Below are 16,135 nucleotides of genomic sequence, written 5' to 3' on the forward strand. Positions count from 1 at the left end.
CGCGAGATCTCGTCAGTTTGACGAAATGTGCGCTAGCATCAGGCCATGGACACCGCGGATCTGAGGCCGCAGGTCGACGTACCGTCGACCGCGCTCTTCACCGACCAGTACGAGTTCACGATGCTCCAGGCGGCTCTCAAAGCCGGCACGGCCGAGCGCCGCTCGGTCTTCGAGGTCTTCACCCGCCGACTGCCCGCGGGCCGCCGCTACGGCGTGGTCGCCGGCACCGGGCGGGTCCTGGACGCCGTGCGCAACTTCCGCTTCGACCCCGATGTACTCGGCTTCCTCCGCGATCGGGGCATCGTGGACGAGCCGACCCTGGACTGGCTCTCCGGCTACCGCTTCAGCGGCGACATCCTGGGCTATCCGGAGGGCGAGATCTACTTCCCGGGCTCGCCGATCCTGCGGGTCGAGGGCTCCTTCGCCGAGTGCGTGCTGCTGGAGACGGTGATCCTCTCGATCCTCAACCACGACTCGGCCATCGCCGCCGCGGCCTCCCGGATGTCCAGCGCCGCCGGTGGCCGGCGGCTCATGGAGATGGGCGCCCGGCGCACCCACGAGCTGGCCGCCGTCGCCGCCTCGCGTGCCGCGTACATCGGGGGCTTCGACTCCACGTCCGACCTCGCTGCGGGCTTCCGCTACGGAATCCCGACCGTCGGCACCAGCGCCCACGCCTTCACCCTGCTGCACGACACCGAGCGGGACGCCTTCCGCGCCCAGGTGGACTCACTCGGCGGCGGCACGACGCTGCTGGTGGACACGTACGACGTCGCCGAGGCCGTCCGCACCGCCGTGGAGATCACCGGCACCGGGCCCGGTGCGGTGCGGATCGACTCCGGAAACCTGCTGCTGGTCGCCCACCGGGTGCGGCAGCAGCTGGACGAGCTGGGCGCCCGGGACACCAGGATCGTGGTGACCTCGGACCTGGACGAGTACGCGATCGCCTCGCTGGCCGCCGCGCCGGTGGACGCCTATGGAGTGGGCACCCAATTGGTCACCGGCAGCGGGCAGCCGACCTGCTCCATGGTCTACAAGCTGGTGGCCCGCGCCACCTCGGCCGACCCCGGGGCACCGCTGCTGCCGGTGGCCAAGAAGTCCACCGCGGGGAAGCAGTCGGTCGGCGGCCGCAAGTGGGCCGCCCGCCGGCGCGACGCCCAAGGTGTGGCCGAGGCGGAGGTGCTGGGCACCGGACCGCTGCCGCCGGAGTTCGAGGGCGGGCAGCTGCTGGTCGAACTGGTCAAGAGCGGTGAGGTGGTCGGCGAGGAGCCGCTGGATGCGGCGCGCGAGCGGCACCGGGCGGCCCGTGAGGCACTGCCGCTGTCGGCGGTGCAGCTGTCCCGCGGCGAGCCGGTGATCCCCACCGAGTACATCGGATGACGTACTGCGGATGATCGGACGAACGCCGTCTCCCGTACCGCGTCCGAAGTCTCTACCCTCGAAACCGTCGCACGCCCCGCACCGTCCCGCCCATCGGACCACACCACCGCCCGTCGAACCGCCCCGCAGCCGGCCCCCACAGCGAAGGAAACCGCCATGCACCGCGCATTGGTCGTCGTGGACGTACAGAACGACTTCTGCGAGGGGGGCAGCCTCGCGGTGTCGGGCGGCGCGGATGTCGCCGCCGCCATCACCGATCTGATCGGCGAGTCCACGGCCGGCTACCGCCATGTGGTCGCCACCCGCGACCACCACATCGCGCCTGGCGCGCACTTCGCCGAGCAGCCGGACTACGTCGATTCCTGGCCGGCGCACTGCGTGGCCGGCACGGAGGGGGCGAGCTTCCACCCGAACTTCGCCCCCGCGGTCGCCAGCGGCTCCATCGAGGCGGTCTTCGACAAGGGTGCCTACGAGGCTGCGTACAGCGGTTTCGAGGGGACCGACGAGAACGGGGTGACGCTGGCCGAGTGGCTGCGGGCCCGGGATGTCAGCGAGATAGACGTGGTCGGCATCGCGACCGACCACTGCGTACGGGCGACGGCCCTGGACGCCGTACGAGCGGGCTTCCGTACGCAGGTCCTGCTGGATCTCACCGCGGGCGTCGCGGAGGAGACCGTGGCACGAGCGCTGCGGGAGATGCGCGAGGCCGGTGTGGAGCTGGTGGGGAAGCCGGTGGTCTGACCGCCGGGCCGCACGGCCACCAGTGCTTCCGATCACCACGCACCGGGCACGGGCCACGGGCCCGGCTTCCCCGGGGGGCGGCCTTCCGGTCCTCTGGTCCGCCACGGCGCGCTTCCCGCGACGGGGCGGACCCGTCCCCCGGACTCCGTCCGGGGGCCCCAGGCACCGCACCCGGCGGCGCGCTTCCCGCGGAGTGCCTACGCGCTGCCCGCCGGCCGCAGCAGCGCCCGTATCGGATGCCAGAGCTCCTGCTGCCCGGCGATGCCCTCGTGGGTGCGCCAGAGCAGCCCGTCCGGATGGTGCAGCACCGCGGTGATCTCGTCCGGGGTCGGCGGCTCCGAGTTCCCTCGCAGATACACCGCACGCAGTCCCAGGTTCCGCAGCCGGGTCAGGGCGCGAGCCCGGTTCGCCGCGTGCACCAGCACCCGTACCGTACGGCCGCTGTCGGCCGGGTCCGGCAGGCCGATGGCTACCACGACACTGCCGCCCGGCATCTTGCAGAATCCTCCGCTGGGCATCCCCTGTCACTCCCCCGTGGGCTCGCTGTCAATAAGAAGGTGGTCAGAGGCACCTAAACACGATCGGCCGCCGCCCGCTAGGGGGCGACGGCCGATCATGGTTTGACCTGCGGTTTTACTGACTACTTCTTGGAAGGGCCAACCTTCACGGTGATCGTCTCGCCGGACTTCGGCTCCTTGACGATCGAGATCCGGGTGTTGGTGTCAGTAACCTGCACACCAGCGGCCGGGTTCTCCTTGTACCAGTAGACACCCTTGCCGTCGTCGAACACCGGGTTGCCCGCGTGCGAGCCGATGCGGCGCTCGACATCAGCCTTGTGCAGCGTGACGGTGTCCGAGCGGTAGGTGCTGAAGGTCGAGTCGAACGACTGGATGCGGTTGCGCATCAGCGTGCCGTCGGCCCACTTCAGCGGGGTGGCGTTGGCGTCGACCGGAAGGATCAGACCCTCGCCCGGGTGCTGGCTGGTGTTGTTGTCCTTCTGGGACAGGTCCCACTTCCAGATCAGCAGACCGTTCTGGTACGGGTAGTGCTCGACCCAGCCGTCCTTCGGCGCCTTGAAGCCGAAGTTGTACGGGCCGACCTTGAGAGTGCCGTCGTACGAGACGTACTGGCGGTTCTCGGCAAGGTAGTACTGCTCGTACTCGTTGGTGAAGGACTCGCCGATGCGGGAGAAGCCCTTCGCGGTCCAGCCGGCGTCGTCGCCCTCGGCACCGTCCGAGAACAGCGCGGCACCGTCGGCGTTGACGGTGATCGCGTCGGCCGCGAAGCCCTTGCCGCCCGCGCCGCCGTCCGTCTGGTAGCGGAAGCGGACGTCGACCTTCTTGCCGGCGTAGGCGTCCAGCGAGTAGGCGAGCTTCTTGTACGCGCCCGAGACACCGGTCAGCGCCGGGGCGTCGCTGGCGTCACGGGTGATCGCCTTGCCGTCGGCCGTACCGTCGATCGAGGTCCAGGTGGCGCCACCGTCCGTCGACACCTCCGTGTAGAGGTAGTCGTAGTCGGCCTCGATGTCCCACCAGCCCGAGAGCTCCAGCGAAGCCTTGGACTTGCCCGTGAGGTCCACGGAGCGTGTGAGGGTGTTCTTGAGGTCGTCACCCATGTCGCTCCACCACTGCTTGGAGCCCTCGGCGGGCGCCACGACGGAGGTGGTCTTCTTCTTCTTGGGCAGCTCGACGACCAGAGCCTGCGGGTTCTTGGTGTTGTACGCCGCCACACCCAGCTTGTGGGTGGAGTTCTTGCCCGCCGTGGCCTTGGTGTAGTTCAGCCAGCCGAGCTGGAGCTTGCTCCAGGCATCCATCTCGCCCGGCATGTCGCCGATGCTGTCCTTGCCGGTGCCCAGCCAGGAACCGGAGGACATCAGGGACCAGAAGCCGGTGGAGTTGTCGCCGCCGTTGGTGTCGTACAGGTCCGGCAGACCGAGGTCGTGGCCGTACTCGTGGGCGAAGACACCGAGGCCGCCGTTCTCGGGCTGCATGGTGTAGTCGCCGACCCAGATGCCGGACGTGCCGATCTGGGTACCGCCGGCGCGGTTGTTGTCCGGACCGGTCTTGCCCGCGTTGGTGCCGTAGGCGTACCAGCGGTGGGCCCACAGGGCGTTCTCGCCCTCGGCGCCGCCACCGGCCGACTCGTCCTCGCCCGCGTGGACGATCTGGAAGTGGTCGATGTAGCCGTCGGGCTCGTTGAACTCGCCGTCACCGTCGAAGTCGTAGCGGTCCCACTTGTCGTACTCGGACAGCTGCTTCTTGATCTCGGCGTCGGACTTGCCCTTGGCCTTCTGGTCGGCGGTCCAGGCGTTGACGCCGTCCTTGACCGCGTCCCAGACGTTGGAGCAGTTCGACTGGCCGCAGTAGTTCGAGCCGTAGCGGGCCTCGTTGTACTCGACCTTGACCCAGTCCGAGACGGTGCCCTCGACCGAGTAACGGCCGGAGGAAGCACGCTCGTAGTAGGTCTTCAGCGAGTGCTTGGTGTTGCCCTTCTTGTCCTTGCCCTTGCCGAAGTACAGGTCCTGGAAGTGGGCCCGGTTGTAGTCCTTCTGCCAGGCCGTGGAGTTGTCGACCTTGCGGTCCGGCTGGGCGATCTTGTTGTGCAGCGGACCGGCGGTGCCGCCGTACTTCTTGACCGCGGGCTCCGGGCCGTCGCCGTCCGGGTCGAACATCGTGGTGTCGTCGACCTTGTCGCCGAACTCCACCAGGATCGTGAAGATCTTGTCGGTCTTCTCACGCCCGAGCTCGACGTACTTCTTCTTGCCGAGCTTGACGACCTGCGACTGACCGCGCCTCTGCACGGTCGCGTCGCCGGACAGCACGCGCTCCAGAGCCGCCTTGCGCTCCTGCTCCTGCTGCTTGCTGAACGGACCGTCGAGGTCGTGGTCCACATGGTTCTTCTCGCCGGCCTCCGGGGCCGCGCCCGGAGCCGGGTCGTGGCGCTCGATGCCTGCCGGCGAGTTGGTGCCGTCGGCCTGGGCCACGGTGAACGCCGAGGCCGTCGCGCCGGTCGCGGCGAGAGCCACGAATATCGCGGATGCTCTGATCGCCCGTCGATTGCTGGTCACTTGATGGTGTCCTCCCCCGCGCCCGCGTCATCGCGGAACCTGAGAGTGTGGGGAGGGTCCGCGGGCGGTTGCGCGTCACAAGTGACGACATTCGATCGGAGTCACCGGGGAAAAGACAGACCTTGACTTGTGCAAGCCAACTGCACTATGTAGGAGCGCTCTTCCGGTATGCGGACGGGTCGAGGCTCCGAAGACAAGGGAAAACCCTATTGCTCCTCGCGATGCCGAGGAAGCCCCGGTCAGCAGAAGGCGCACCGAACCGTCCAGCACTCGGAACGGGTGACTCCATGCGCCCCCAGTGCACCGGCACCGTGGGTTAGGTCACGCTTACCAGCGGTTCGGCTCGGGCATCCACCCTCGTAAGGGCCGCCAGACGAGCCCGCACAGCGACAATCCCATGAATCGATGCTCCGAGGGGCGGAACCCGCCATGCCGCGTCCTACTGCCGCACAGCTCGCCTACGGTTCGGCCACCGTCGTCATCGCGACCATCGCCATGCTGCTGCTCTCCCGCACCACCGCGGGGATCGGCATCGCCGTCATCGGCATAGCCGCGCTCGCGCTCGGCCTGCTGGTCGCCATGACCGTACCGCTGCCGGTGCCCGCCGACACGAAGGCGGCGCACACGATGCGTCCGCATCGTGGCGCCGCCGTTCCCGGGAGTGCCGGTGGTTCCAGGAGCGCCGGGACCGCCGCCGAGCCTGCCGCCCCCGTGCACTCACTGCGTCGTTGACACCACCACCGTCTTGGCCGCCTTGTCGTGGAGACCCTGCTTGTAGGGCTTGTCGACCAGGATCATGATCAGCAGGATCAGCAGCCAGACGCAGGGGCAGCACAGCAACGCCGGCAGCCAGAGCACGGCCGAGCGCACCAGTGCGGAGCCGAAGTCCGGCGTGCTGCCGTCGTTCAGCATCGCGACGCGCATCTTCATCAGCTTCTTGCCCAGCGTCTGACCGCTCTGATTGACCATCAGGGCGTCATAGAGCACGAACGCCAGGATGGTGATGATCTGGTAGATCCACGATCCGCCGCTGTTGTACTGGGTGACCCAGTCGCCGAAGTCCTCCACCCGGCTCGTGTCGTAGGTCCCGAACGGAATGGCGATGAACGCCAGCGGGATCACCACGATCAGCCAGTCGATCAACCGGGCCACGATGCGCCGGGCCGAGTCGGCGAGCGGCGGCATCCCGTGGAGCGGGTCGGGACGGCCGTAGGGGTCGCCCCCGTAGGCACCCGTGCCATACGGGGGTGGCGGCGGGGGCATACCACCCGCTCCTCCGTAAGGGGAGCCGGGGGGCGGCGTGCCGTAAGGGCCGCCCCCTCCGGGAGGCGGGGTGCCACCGGGAGGCGGGGTACCTCCGGGAGGAGGCCCACCGGGCGGGGGGCCCTGGTCCTTCTTGCGGAAGGGGTCGTCGTCGGGCTGCTGTCCGGGCGGCGGCTGATCGTTGCTCATGGGGGCCAGTGCACCCCGCCCGGTGAGGCGGCGCAACGCCTCCTAGGCCGTTCGGGGGATGGCCGCCGCATGACGGATTGACGCATGGGCCTCCCCAGGCCCACAGCGGCCGAGCCTGGGGGCCGCTCCGGGCCCACAGGAGCCGGGGGAAGCGACCCGCGATCAGTCAGGCGAACCGGCGACGAAGGTGTGCGCCATCTTGTCGTGCCAGCACTGCCGCCACGGCCGGTCGAACACACACCAGAGCACATTGACGACGCCGATCAGCAGCACGCCCAGCACTCCGTGCACCAGCCAACGCACCAGCGCGGCCATGAAGTCGGGCGACTCGTGGGTCTCGATGTGCCGCACATCCAGGCCCATCAGCTTCTTCCCGAGCGTGCGGCCCCACTTGGCCGTAGGCAGCGCCTCGTACAGCGTGCCGAGCAGCAGCAGCGCGACCAGTGCGAGACCGAACATCAGGCTCGTCGTCGCATCGACGAGATAGACGGTGACGGTCTCACCCGAGAGCCTCGCCTCCTCGATCTTCTCGTCGATGTGTGTCAGGGCTCTGGAGACGAGGGGGTAGGCCACCGCCCCTACGACCGCACCCAGCACAGCGGTGTCGATCAGTCGGGCGACGACCCGCTTGCCCAGCGCGGCCGGCCTGGCCGAAGCCTGGGCCTGCGCGGCTTGCAGGAACGGGTCGCTGACCGGCGGCTTCCAGGGCGTGACCGGCTGCCGTTCGGCCTCCTGCGGGTCCTGGACCTGGGCCAGTTGGTGCACCTGCTGCGCCCAGGACGCGGCACCGCCGCCTTCTCCGGCACTGACCGGTGGTACCTGCTGCTGAGGCGGGACCTGGGCCGGAGCCTGAGTCTGCGAACGGTCCGGAGCCGGTTGCCGGGCTTGGGGGCGCTCCGGTGCGGCCGCCGGGCCCTGTGCCGCGGACTGGGCCGTCTGCGCCGCGGAGACCGGCTGCTGGGGCCTGGGCTCGGCTCCCTGCCGGGTGGGCTGCCCCGGCTGCTGCGGCGTCATCGTACGGATCGTCATCGTGCCCTCTGCAGGCGCGGTGTCCCCCTTCGGCTGCTGTGCCCGCAGCTTGGTGGTCCCGTCGGGGAAGGGCACGGAACCTTCACCGCCCCCGGCATCACCACCCACACTCCGCATGCCCGGTAGAGCGCCCCCGGACGGATCCACCGCGGAGTCGGGCGCGGCGCCCTCGGCCGCAGGTTCGACCGGACGGTCGAACCGAGCACGGGGCGGCACAGCCGCACCGGCCGCTGCCGCCGCCCGTGCCTCCCGGGCGGCGGCGGGACTCCACGCCTCCGCGGGCGATGGCGCGGAGGGTCCCTCCGGCGAGGCGGCGGGGGTACCGACCGCACCGGCCGCGTCCCGGCGCGGGTCCTGGGCCGCGGTCCCCCACGAGACCCTGCGGTCCCGGTCGCCGCCGAAGCCCGACTGCTGGGAGGCGTCGGCCTGCCAGACGGACACGGGCTCACCTCCGGCCGGGTCCTCGTCCAGGAAGACAGGCCCGGTCTCTTCCAACGAAGCCGGGCCCGGAGCCTGCGGCGACGCCGTACCGGCCGCCGACGGCGCGGTCGGCTCACCGGACGGTGGCGTGGGCAGCGGCGCGCCGTTGCCGGGCGCCGGGCGGCTCGTGCCGGGCACCCACGCCACACCGCTCCAGTACCGGACATAGCCGGGGATGGACGGATCTGGATAGAAGCCGGCTGCGGGGCTGCCGTCGCCGGTCGCCGGGGTTGGGGCGCTCATCACCGTGGTCCCGTATCTCCTGGAGGGCCTGGAGGCATTGATTCAGGGTCCACATCTATCAGACCGCCGCCCCGCCCTGGGCCTGTCCACCGATAAGGCCCACTTTCCGGTAACGCTCTGCGCCAGTGTGGTGGCCGTGTCCGAAGTCACTGAGAAGTTGTTGGCCGAAGTCACGTAATAGTCGGCGGGGAAGGCGCTCTCTCCCTGCGTGGCCCGCTCCGGGGCCTCGTACCAGGAAAGGAAGTGCACTCTCATGCACACCGTGGTGGAACGCGAGCTGGAGCTCAAGCTGGTGCTGTCGCCGGAGCAGAGCGTGCCCGTGCCGGCAAGACTGACCTACCGCACGGCAGATCCGTACGCCGTGCACATCACCTTCCATATCGGCTCCGACCGCCCGGTGGACTGGGCCTTCGCCCGGGAGCTGCTGGTCGAGGGGGTCTTCAGGCCGAGCGGGCACGGTGATGTGCGAATCTGGCCCACCAAAGTGGACGAGCGCAGCGTCATCCTGATAGCGCTGACCTCTCCGGACGGGGACGCTCTGCTGGAGGCACCTGCCGCGCAGGTCGCCGCCTGGCTGGAGCGGACCCTGCGGGCGGTGCCGCCGGGCACGGAGGCCGAGAGCTTCGGTATCGACGACGCGCTCGCCGAGCTGCTGGCGGCGGCACCCCTGCGGGAGGACGCGCAGGACGGCGAGGCGTAGGCGAGGCGGCCGTTGCCGTGGACCGGCCCGGGTCCGGTCCACGGCAGGTGTGGCGGGACCCGGTCGCCGAACCGGTCGCTGGGCGACGGCGGCACGGCCCGGTCGTCGACGGCACGACGCCGGTCGGCACCTCAGCGGATCGTCGTGGCCTCAGAAGACCTTGCCCGGGTTGAGGATGCCCAACGGGTCGAAGACCTGCTTGATACCGCGCTGCAACTCGATGCCGACCGGCCCCAGTTCGCGGGCCAGCCACTCCTTCTTCAGCACCCCCACGCCGTGCTCGCCGGTGATGGTGCCGCCCAGTTCGAGACCGAGGGCCATGATCTCGTCGAAGGAGTCCCGGGCCCGCCGGGACTCGTCGGCATCGGCGTGGTCGAAGCAGACGACCGGGTGGGTGTTGCCGTCGCCCGCGTGGGCGCAGACGCCGATGGTGAGCCCGTACTTCTCGGCGATGACGGCTGTGCCGTCGAGCATCTCGGCCAACCGGGTCCGGGGTACGCAGACGTCATCGATCATCGTCGCGGACTTGACGGCCTCCAGCGCGGGGAGCGCGAGCCTGCGTGCCTGGAGCAGCAGTTCGGACTCGGCGGCGTCCTCGGCGGGCACGACCTGGGTGGCGCCGGCCGCGGCGCACAGCTCGCCGACCGCGGCCAGGTCCGCCGCCGGGTCGGGGGTGTCGAAGGCCACGAGGAGCAGTGCCTCCGTGCTGTCGGGGAGACCCATCTGCGCCAGCCGGTTCACGGCATGGATGGTCGTACGGTCCATGAGTTCGAGGAGCGAGGGGGTGTGCCCCCGCTCCATGATGGCGCAGACCGCTTCGCAGGCGGCTCCGGCCGAGGCGAACTCGGCGGCGAGCGCGAGCTGCCGCGGTGGCTGCGGCCGGAGTGCGAGTACCGCCTTGACGACGATGCCGAGGCTGCCTTCCGAGCCGACGAACAGCCGGGGGAGGTCGTATCCGGCGACGCCCTTGGCGGTGCGCCGGCCGGTGCTGAGCAGCCGTCCGTCGGCGAGTACGACGTCGAGTCCGAGCACGTACTCGGCGGTGGCCCCGTACTTGACGCAGCACAGCCCGCCGGAGGCGGTACCGATATTGCCGCCGATGGTGCACGTCTCCCAGCTGGACGGGTCGGGCGGGTAGGTGAGCCCGTGCTCGGCGGCGGCGCGGCTGAGCGCGGCGTTGACGACACCCGGTTCGACCACCGCGATCCGGTCGACGGGGTTGATCTCCAGGATGCGGTCCATCCTGACGAGTGACAGCACGATGCAGCCGTCGGAGGCGTTGGCTCCGCCGGAGAGTCCTGTGCGCGCTCCCTGGGGGACGACCGGAACGCGCAGCGCGGTCGCGATGCGCATGACGTGCTGCACCTGTTCGGCGGTGCGCGGCAGAACGACGACGGCGGGGGTGCCCGCCTCGCAGAAGCTCGCCATGTCGTTGGCATAGGAGGCGGTGACGTCCGGGTCGGTGATCAGGGCGTCGGCCTGGAGCCCCGTTCGCAGCCCGGACACGAGCCGGGAGAGGAGATCGTCCATGATCCCAGCCTTGCACCGGGGGCCATCGGTGTGAACCCGTCCGCGATCCGGTTCGCTGCACCGGGTGTGCTCTTCGTATCCGATGGCCCCTCCTTCAAAGTGATCGCATGACGACAAGATTTGCACCAAATATCAGGAATGCCGCGATCGGTACGCTGGTCGCCGCGGGACTGGTTGCCGGAGTCCTGGTCTTCGGTCCTGGGACGGGCGCGCCGCCGCCCGCGTCGGGCCCCGCCGCGCGGGCCATGCTCGCCGCGGACGAGGGGGCGCCGGCGTCGCTGGGCGATCTGTCGGCACTGATCTCGGACCGGGAGCGCTGGGTGCGCTCGCGCCCGGGCGACGAGGTGGCCTGGGCGGTGCTCGGCTCCGCCTATGTGGAGCGGGCGGAGATGCTCGGCAGATGGGAGGACTATCCCAAGGCGCAGCAGGCCCTGGAGCGTTCGCTTGAGGTGCTGCCCGCCAGGAACGGGAACGCGGACGCGGAGCTGGGCATGGCCGCGCTGGCCAACGCCCGCCGGGACTACCCCTCGGCACAGCGCTGGGCCGAGGGCGTGCGGGCCCGGATGCCGAAGCGCTGGGCCGTCTACCCGCAGCTGATCGACGCGTACAGCGGTCTGGGCGACTACGCGGCCGTCGCGAAGGCCGTGGCCCAGCTGGAGAAGCTGCGGCCGGGCACCGCGCCGACGCTGACCAGGTCCGCGCAGTCCTACCGCGACCACGGCGGCCGTGAGGACGCGGCGGCGAAGGCGTACGAGGCGATGACCCGCGTGGGCGGCAAGGCGGAACGGTCCACCGCCCTGCACCGGCTCGGTGAACTCTCCTGGGAGCAGGGAGAGCTGGGGGACGCCGTCGGCTACTACAACTCGGCGCTGCGGGCCGATCCTGAGAACCACGCCGCGCTGGCGGGCCGGGCCCGCGCCCTGGCCGGTCTCGGCCGCTCCGACGAGGCGCTCCAGGACTACGAGCGTGCGCTGCGGGCCGCGCCCCTGCCGGAGTACGCGCTCGAGGCGGGCGAGTTGTACGACGCCCTGGGGCTCGGCGGGGACGCGCGCACCGCGTACGCGCTGCTGCGCACCCGGGCCGCTCTGGCGCGGGAGTACGGGGTGAATGAGGAACTCGTACTCGGACGCTACGAGGCTGACCACGGGGACGCGGCGTCCGCGGCACGCCGGCTGAAGGCCGAGTGGGACCGCGGGGCGCGCAACGCGTTCGTCGCGGACGCGCTCGGGTGGGCGCTGCACCGGGCGGGGCGCGGGCAGGAAGGCCTGGAGTACGCGAAACGGGCGCGGGCGATCGGCATCCGCAGCGCGCTCTTCTCGTACCACCAGGGCGAGATCGAGCGCTCGCTGGGCGAGAGCGGTCCGGCCAGGCGCCACCTCGCCGAGGCACTGCGCATCAACCCGTACTTCTCGCCGCTGCTGGCAGGGCGGGCGGAGACGGCACTGGCGGAGCTGGGCGAGGCGCCGATGGACAACCCGCCGGATGACATCACCGGGAGGTACGAGGGCGGGGAAGGCGAGGGTGGCGAGGAAGCGGACGGGAGGGACGAGGAGCGGTACGCGCAGAGCGAGCGGCAGGAGCAGCGGGAAGGGAACGCGCCGGCCGACCGAGGTGGCGAGCAGGACCGGGGCCGTGGGACATCGCAGCGGAGCCCGGCGGCCCCGGGGACTCACCCTCCCGTGACCGGCGAGTCCACGAGTCCGGCCCGTGGCCGACAGGCGACGCCTGCGGTGACCTCAAGCCCGAGCCCGCAGACCTCGGTGCCGGCCGCCGCGGCATCCGGCCCCGCCGCGCCCCCGCCACCAGCGCAGGCGCCGTCGCAGCCGCTGCCGCCCTCGCGACCGGTTGCCGCACCCCGCCCCCCGGCGGCCGGGGCGGCTGAGGCAGCCGGTTCACCCCTGCCGCAACTCCCGCCCGCCCAGCCGGTCCCCCGGCCCGCCCCCGCGGGTACCGACGCGCCGCGGTAGGCGGGCAGGGAGGGGCGGGGATCACTCCCCGCCCCTCCCTGCCGCGTCCACCGGCTCGGGCCCTACAGGTTGCCCCGCTTGGCCTGCTCGCGCTCGATGGCCTCGAACAGGGCCTTGAAGTTGCCCTTGCCGAAGCCCATCGACCCATGCCGCTCGATGAGCTCGAAGAACACGGTCGGCCGGTCCTGGACCGGCTTGGTGAAGATCTGGAGCAGATACCCGTCCTCGTCGCGGTCGGCGAGGATCTTCAGCTCGCGGAGGGTCTCGATCGGGACCCGGGTGTCACCGACCCATTCGCCGAGGGTGTCGTAGTACGAGTCGGGCGTGTCCAGGAACTGCACGCCGGCCGCGCGCATCGTGCGCACCGTCTCCACGATGTCGTTCGTGGCGAGTGCGATGTGCTGCACACCCGCGCCACCGTAGAACTCCAGGTACTCGTCGATCTGCGACTTCTTCTTGGCGATGGCGGGCTCGTTGATCGGGAACTTCACCTTGAGGGTGCCGTCCGCGACGACCTTCGACATCAGCGCCGAGTACTCGGTCGCGATGTCGTCGCCGACGAACTCCTTCATGTTGGTGAAGCCCATGACGTTGTTGTAGAACTCCACCCACTCGTTCATCCGGCCGAGCTCGACGTTGCCCACGCAGTGGTCGATGGCCTGGAAAGTGCGCTTGGCCGGGGGCGCCACCATCGGCTCGACGGCGACGAAACCGGGCAGGTAGGGGCCGTCGTAACCGGAGCGGTCCACGAGGGTGTGGCGGGTCTTGCCGTAGGTGGCGATGGCGGCGAGCACCACGGTCCCGTTCTCGTCCTTGACCTCGTACGGCTCCTCGATGCCGCGGGCGCCGTGCGCAACGGCGTACTCGTACGCGGCCCGGGCGTCCGGCACCTCGATGGCAAGGTCGACGACACCGTCGCCGTGCTCGGCGACGTGGTCCGCGAGGAAGCGGCCCCGGTCGGTGGACGGCTTGATGACCGAGGTCAGAACGAAGCGCGCCGCGCCGTTCGTGAGGACGTACGAGGCGGTCTCGCGGCTGCCGTTCTCCGGTCCGGAGTACGCGACGAGCTTCATGCCGAAGGCGGTGGAGTAGTAGTGCGCGGCCTGCTTGGCGTTGCCCACGGCGAAGACGACCGCGTCCATTCCCTTCACCGGGAAGGGGTCGGCCTGCCGTGCGGTGTGAGGGGTCTGTTCCTGGATCTCAGTCATGGCCGCAGACTCCCGCCGATCCACAAGCTGCGCAATAGTCTGTTTGTGTGCTGGGCAATCTGCCCAGCAGCCGTCCGAAATGTTCGGACGATCTGTACATGATGACCATCCGGAGGGTCTTCGATGACGATTGATCAGCTGGACGGCAGACTGATCGTGCTGCTGGCACGTGAACCCCGCATCGGCGTGCTGGAGGCCTCCCGTCGTCTGGGGGTGGCCCGGGGCACGGTCCAGGCACGTCTCGACCGCCTCCGGTCCAGTGGGGTCATCCGGGGCTTCGGGCCCGATGTGGACCCGGCGGCCCTCGGGTATCCGGTGACGGCGTTCGCGACGCTGGAGATCAAGCAGGGCGAGGGCACGGATGTGCGAGCCCATCTGGCGACCGTCCCCGAGGTGCTGGAGCTGCACACGACGACCGGCCACGGCGACATGCTCTGCCGACTGGTCGCCCGCTCCAACGCGGACCTCCAGAGGGTGATCGACCGGGTGGTCGGCTTCGAGGGGATCGTGCGGGCGTCGACGGCGATCGTGATGGAGAACCCGGTGCCGCTGCGGGTCATCCCGCTGGTGGAGCAGGCGGCGGCGGATGCCCGCCACTGAGCTGCGGCCTGGCAGGCGGGTGCCGCCCGCGAACCCGGTGCGCAGCGCTCACCCCGGACCTCAGCAGGTCGGGACCTTGTCCGATCCCCGGTCCAGCAGTCGCAGCGCCTCCACGGTGTCCTTGAGCGTCGTCACGGGGATCAGCCGCATGTTCTCGGGCGCCTCGGCGTGGGCGTCCATGCACTCCGCCTTGGGTACGAGGAAGACCTTCGCCCCGTCCCGGGCCGCGGCCTGGGTCTTGAGGGCCACCCCGCCGACGGCGCCGACCTCGCCTTCGGGGGTGATCGTGCCGGTGCCCGCGATGTCGCGTCCGCCGGTCAGGTCCCCGCCCGAGCCATTGCCTTCGATCTTGTCGATGATGCCGAGCGCGAAGAGCAGTCCGGCACTCGGGCCGCCCACATCCGCGAGGTTCAGGGTGACCTTCACCTTCGCGGGATTCTCTTCGAGGTAGCCGAGCGCCGCCTGCACCGCGCTGTTCTGGGACTTCACCATCTCGGCGGTGTTGTACTTCTCGATCTCCCGGTCGGACTGCCCGGGCGGGTAGACGGCGTCACGCGGCAGCACCGCGCGGTCACTGCGGAACCACGCATCCACCACATCGCCGAAGTCCACTTCGGCGGACGGCCCGGTCGCCATGATCGTCGTCATGCGCAGCGCCCCCTCCGGCTGCCGGGTGGGCACGCCGGAGATGGTGATCACCTGCTTGCCGTGGTCCGATCCCAGCACATTGGTGGTCTGGCCCGGCTGCGCCAGGGCGAACGGCAACGGTGCGAGCCCGGCGACCGCGAGCAGCGCGGCGACGGGAACGGCGCAGACGGCGAGAGCCCAGGGGCGCGGGAGGCGAGAGAGGAACACGGTGTCAATCTAGCGGCACCGGACGGGGCGACGAGCCCGGCCCCGGGCTCCGCGGTCAGCGGAGCGCTTCGGCCACCTCGCGGGCCGCCTCGACCACCCGGGGGCCCACCCGCTCCGGTACGGCCTCGGCGAGCATGACGACACCGACGCTGCCCTCGATGCCGGTCACCCCGATCAGCGGCGCGGCGGCGCCGCTCGCGCCCGCCTCGAGTTCCCCGTGGGTGAGGGTGCACACCGGCTCGGTGAGTCCCCCCTGGCGGGCGGAGAGTATCGCCTTGCCGGCCGCGCCGCGGTCCAGAGGGTGCCGGAACCCCGCCCGGTACGCCACGTGGTAGTCCGTCCAGGTCGGTTCGACGACCGCGACGGCGAGCGCCTCCGCCCCATCGACCAGGGTCAGATGCGCGGTGGCACCTATGTCCTCGGCGAGCGAGCGCAGCGCGGGCATCGCCGCCTCCCGTACCAGCGGGTGCACCTGGCGGCCCAGGCGCAGCACGCCGAGTCCCACCCGGGCCCGACCGCCCAGGTCGCGGCGGACGAGGGCATGCTGTTCCAGCGTGGCGAGCAACCGGTAGACGACCGTCCTGTTGACCCCGAGCCGGTTGGACAGCTCGGTGACGGTCAGGCCGTGGTCGGTGTCGGCGAGCAGCTTGAGGACGCGCAGTCCCCGGTCGAGCGTCTGGGAGGTCTCCGCGGTCACGACGCCCCCTCCTTCGTCTTCGGAGTGAGTAGCGGCAGCGCTCTCGCGGACCGTTCGGCGGGACCGGTCCCTATGGAGCAAACCGCACGCACGGAGAGGCCGCCGGGGATGGTGGCACACCGGCTGCGCTCCGCGGCGGCGCTGCCACGGGGCGTTGTCAATGCGGGGAATGTAGCGACAGGCTCCGCT

General features: G+C 70.6%; 14 protein-coding genes. 6 read left to right on the forward strand and 8 right to left on the reverse strand.

Going from position 1 to position 16,135, the window contains the following annotated elements; genetic code table 11:
• Nucleotides 1-45 precede the first annotated feature (45 nt).
• Nucleotides 46-1,377: a nicotinate phosphoribosyltransferase gene (locus V1460_RS31495; protein WP_338676997.1), complete on the forward strand. Its 1,332-nt coding sequence runs from the start codon at nucleotides 46-48 to the stop codon at nucleotides 1,375-1,377.
• 156 nt (nucleotides 1,378-1,533) lie between these two features.
• On the forward strand, nucleotides 1,534-2,118 hold the full coding sequence (locus V1460_RS31500; RefSeq protein ID WP_338676998.1) for a nicotinamidase: 585 nt from the start codon (nucleotides 1,534-1,536) through the stop codon (nucleotides 2,116-2,118).
• A 197-nt stretch (nucleotides 2,119-2,315) separates the two neighbouring features.
• Here the strand turns inward: V1460_RS31500 and V1460_RS31505 are convergent, their stop codons facing one another.
• Both V1460_RS31505 and V1460_RS31510 read right to left on the reverse strand, forming a co-directional pair.
• Complete coding sequence (locus V1460_RS31505; protein WP_338676999.1) at nucleotides 2,316-2,636, reverse strand: hypothetical protein; 321 nt, start codon at nucleotides 2,634-2,636, stop codon at nucleotides 2,316-2,318.
• Between the two features lie 122 nt (nucleotides 2,637-2,758).
• Entirely contained in the window at nucleotides 2,759-5,185 is a 2,427-nt protein-coding gene (locus tag V1460_RS31510; RefSeq protein WP_338677000.1) for an immune inhibitor A domain-containing protein, read from the reverse strand.
• Between the two features lie 429 nt (nucleotides 5,186-5,614).
• Here V1460_RS31510 and V1460_RS31515 point away from each other — a divergent pair, with 429 nt between their 5' ends.
• The gene (locus V1460_RS31515) at nucleotides 5,615-5,917 is read left to right on the forward strand and encodes a hypothetical protein (RefSeq protein WP_338677001.1); all 303 of its coding nucleotides are present in this window, start codon (nucleotides 5,615-5,617) and stop codon (nucleotides 5,915-5,917) included.
• Here V1460_RS31515 and V1460_RS31520 read toward each other — a convergent pair.
• Together V1460_RS31520 and V1460_RS31525 are read right to left on the reverse strand one after the other, a co-directional pair.
• Complete coding sequence (locus V1460_RS31520; RefSeq protein WP_338677002.1) at nucleotides 5,903-6,637, reverse strand: RDD family protein; 735 nt, start codon at nucleotides 6,635-6,637, stop codon at nucleotides 5,903-5,905. The genes V1460_RS31515 and V1460_RS31520 overlap by 15 nt on opposite strands.
• Before the next feature lie 162 nt (nucleotides 6,638-6,799).
• The gene (locus V1460_RS31525; RefSeq protein ID WP_338677003.1) at nucleotides 6,800-8,389 is read right to left on the reverse strand and encodes an RDD family protein; all 1,590 of its coding nucleotides are present in this window, start codon (nucleotides 8,387-8,389) and stop codon (nucleotides 6,800-6,802) included.
• A 253-nt stretch (nucleotides 8,390-8,642) separates the two neighbouring features.
• Between V1460_RS31525 and V1460_RS31530 the strand changes: the two genes are divergently transcribed.
• Entirely contained in the window at nucleotides 8,643-9,089 is a 447-nt protein-coding gene (locus V1460_RS31530; RefSeq protein WP_338677004.1) for an SsgA family sporulation/cell division regulator, read from the forward strand.
• A 150-nt stretch (nucleotides 9,090-9,239) separates the two neighbouring features.
• Here V1460_RS31530 and V1460_RS31535 read toward each other — a convergent pair whose 3' ends face one another.
• A complete protein-coding gene (locus tag V1460_RS31535; protein ID WP_338677005.1) occupies nucleotides 9,240-10,619 on the reverse strand; it encodes an FAD-linked oxidase C-terminal domain-containing protein in 1,380 nt (459 codons plus the stop codon).
• Nucleotides 10,620-10,726: 107 nt separating this feature from the next.
• On the opposite strand from V1460_RS31535, the gene V1460_RS31540 reads away from it, so the two are divergent.
• Complete coding sequence (locus V1460_RS31540) at nucleotides 10,727-12,586, forward strand: tetratricopeptide repeat protein (protein WP_338677006.1); 1,860 nt, start codon at nucleotides 10,727-10,729, stop codon at nucleotides 12,584-12,586.
• Between the two features lie 62 nt (nucleotides 12,587-12,648).
• Here the strand turns inward: V1460_RS31540 and hppD are convergent, their stop codons facing one another.
• Complete coding sequence (gene hppD / locus V1460_RS31545) at nucleotides 12,649-13,794, reverse strand: 4-hydroxyphenylpyruvate dioxygenase (RefSeq protein ID WP_338677007.1); 1,146 nt, start codon at nucleotides 13,792-13,794, stop codon at nucleotides 12,649-12,651.
• A 123-nt stretch (nucleotides 13,795-13,917) separates the two neighbouring features.
• Between hppD and V1460_RS31550 the strand changes: the two genes are divergently transcribed.
• Entirely contained in the window at nucleotides 13,918-14,394 is a 477-nt protein-coding gene (locus tag V1460_RS31550; RefSeq protein WP_338677008.1) for an Lrp/AsnC family transcriptional regulator, read from the forward strand.
• A 60-nt stretch (nucleotides 14,395-14,454) separates the two neighbouring features.
• Here the strand turns inward: V1460_RS31550 and V1460_RS31555 are convergent, their stop codons facing one another.
• Both V1460_RS31555 and V1460_RS31560 read right to left on the reverse strand, forming a co-directional pair.
• A complete protein-coding gene (locus tag V1460_RS31555; RefSeq protein ID WP_338677009.1) occupies nucleotides 14,455-15,249 on the reverse strand; it encodes a S16 family serine protease in 795 nt (264 codons plus the stop codon).
• 55 nt (nucleotides 15,250-15,304) lie between these two features.
• A complete protein-coding gene (locus V1460_RS31560; RefSeq protein WP_338677010.1) occupies nucleotides 15,305-15,946 on the reverse strand; it encodes a helix-turn-helix domain-containing protein in 642 nt (213 codons plus the stop codon).
• Nucleotides 15,947-16,135: the final 189 nt, after the last annotated feature.

This window comes from Streptomyces sp. SCSIO 30461, assembly GCF_037023745.1.
Taxonomy (GTDB): domain Bacteria; phylum Actinomycetota; class Actinomycetes; order Streptomycetales; family Streptomycetaceae; genus Streptomyces.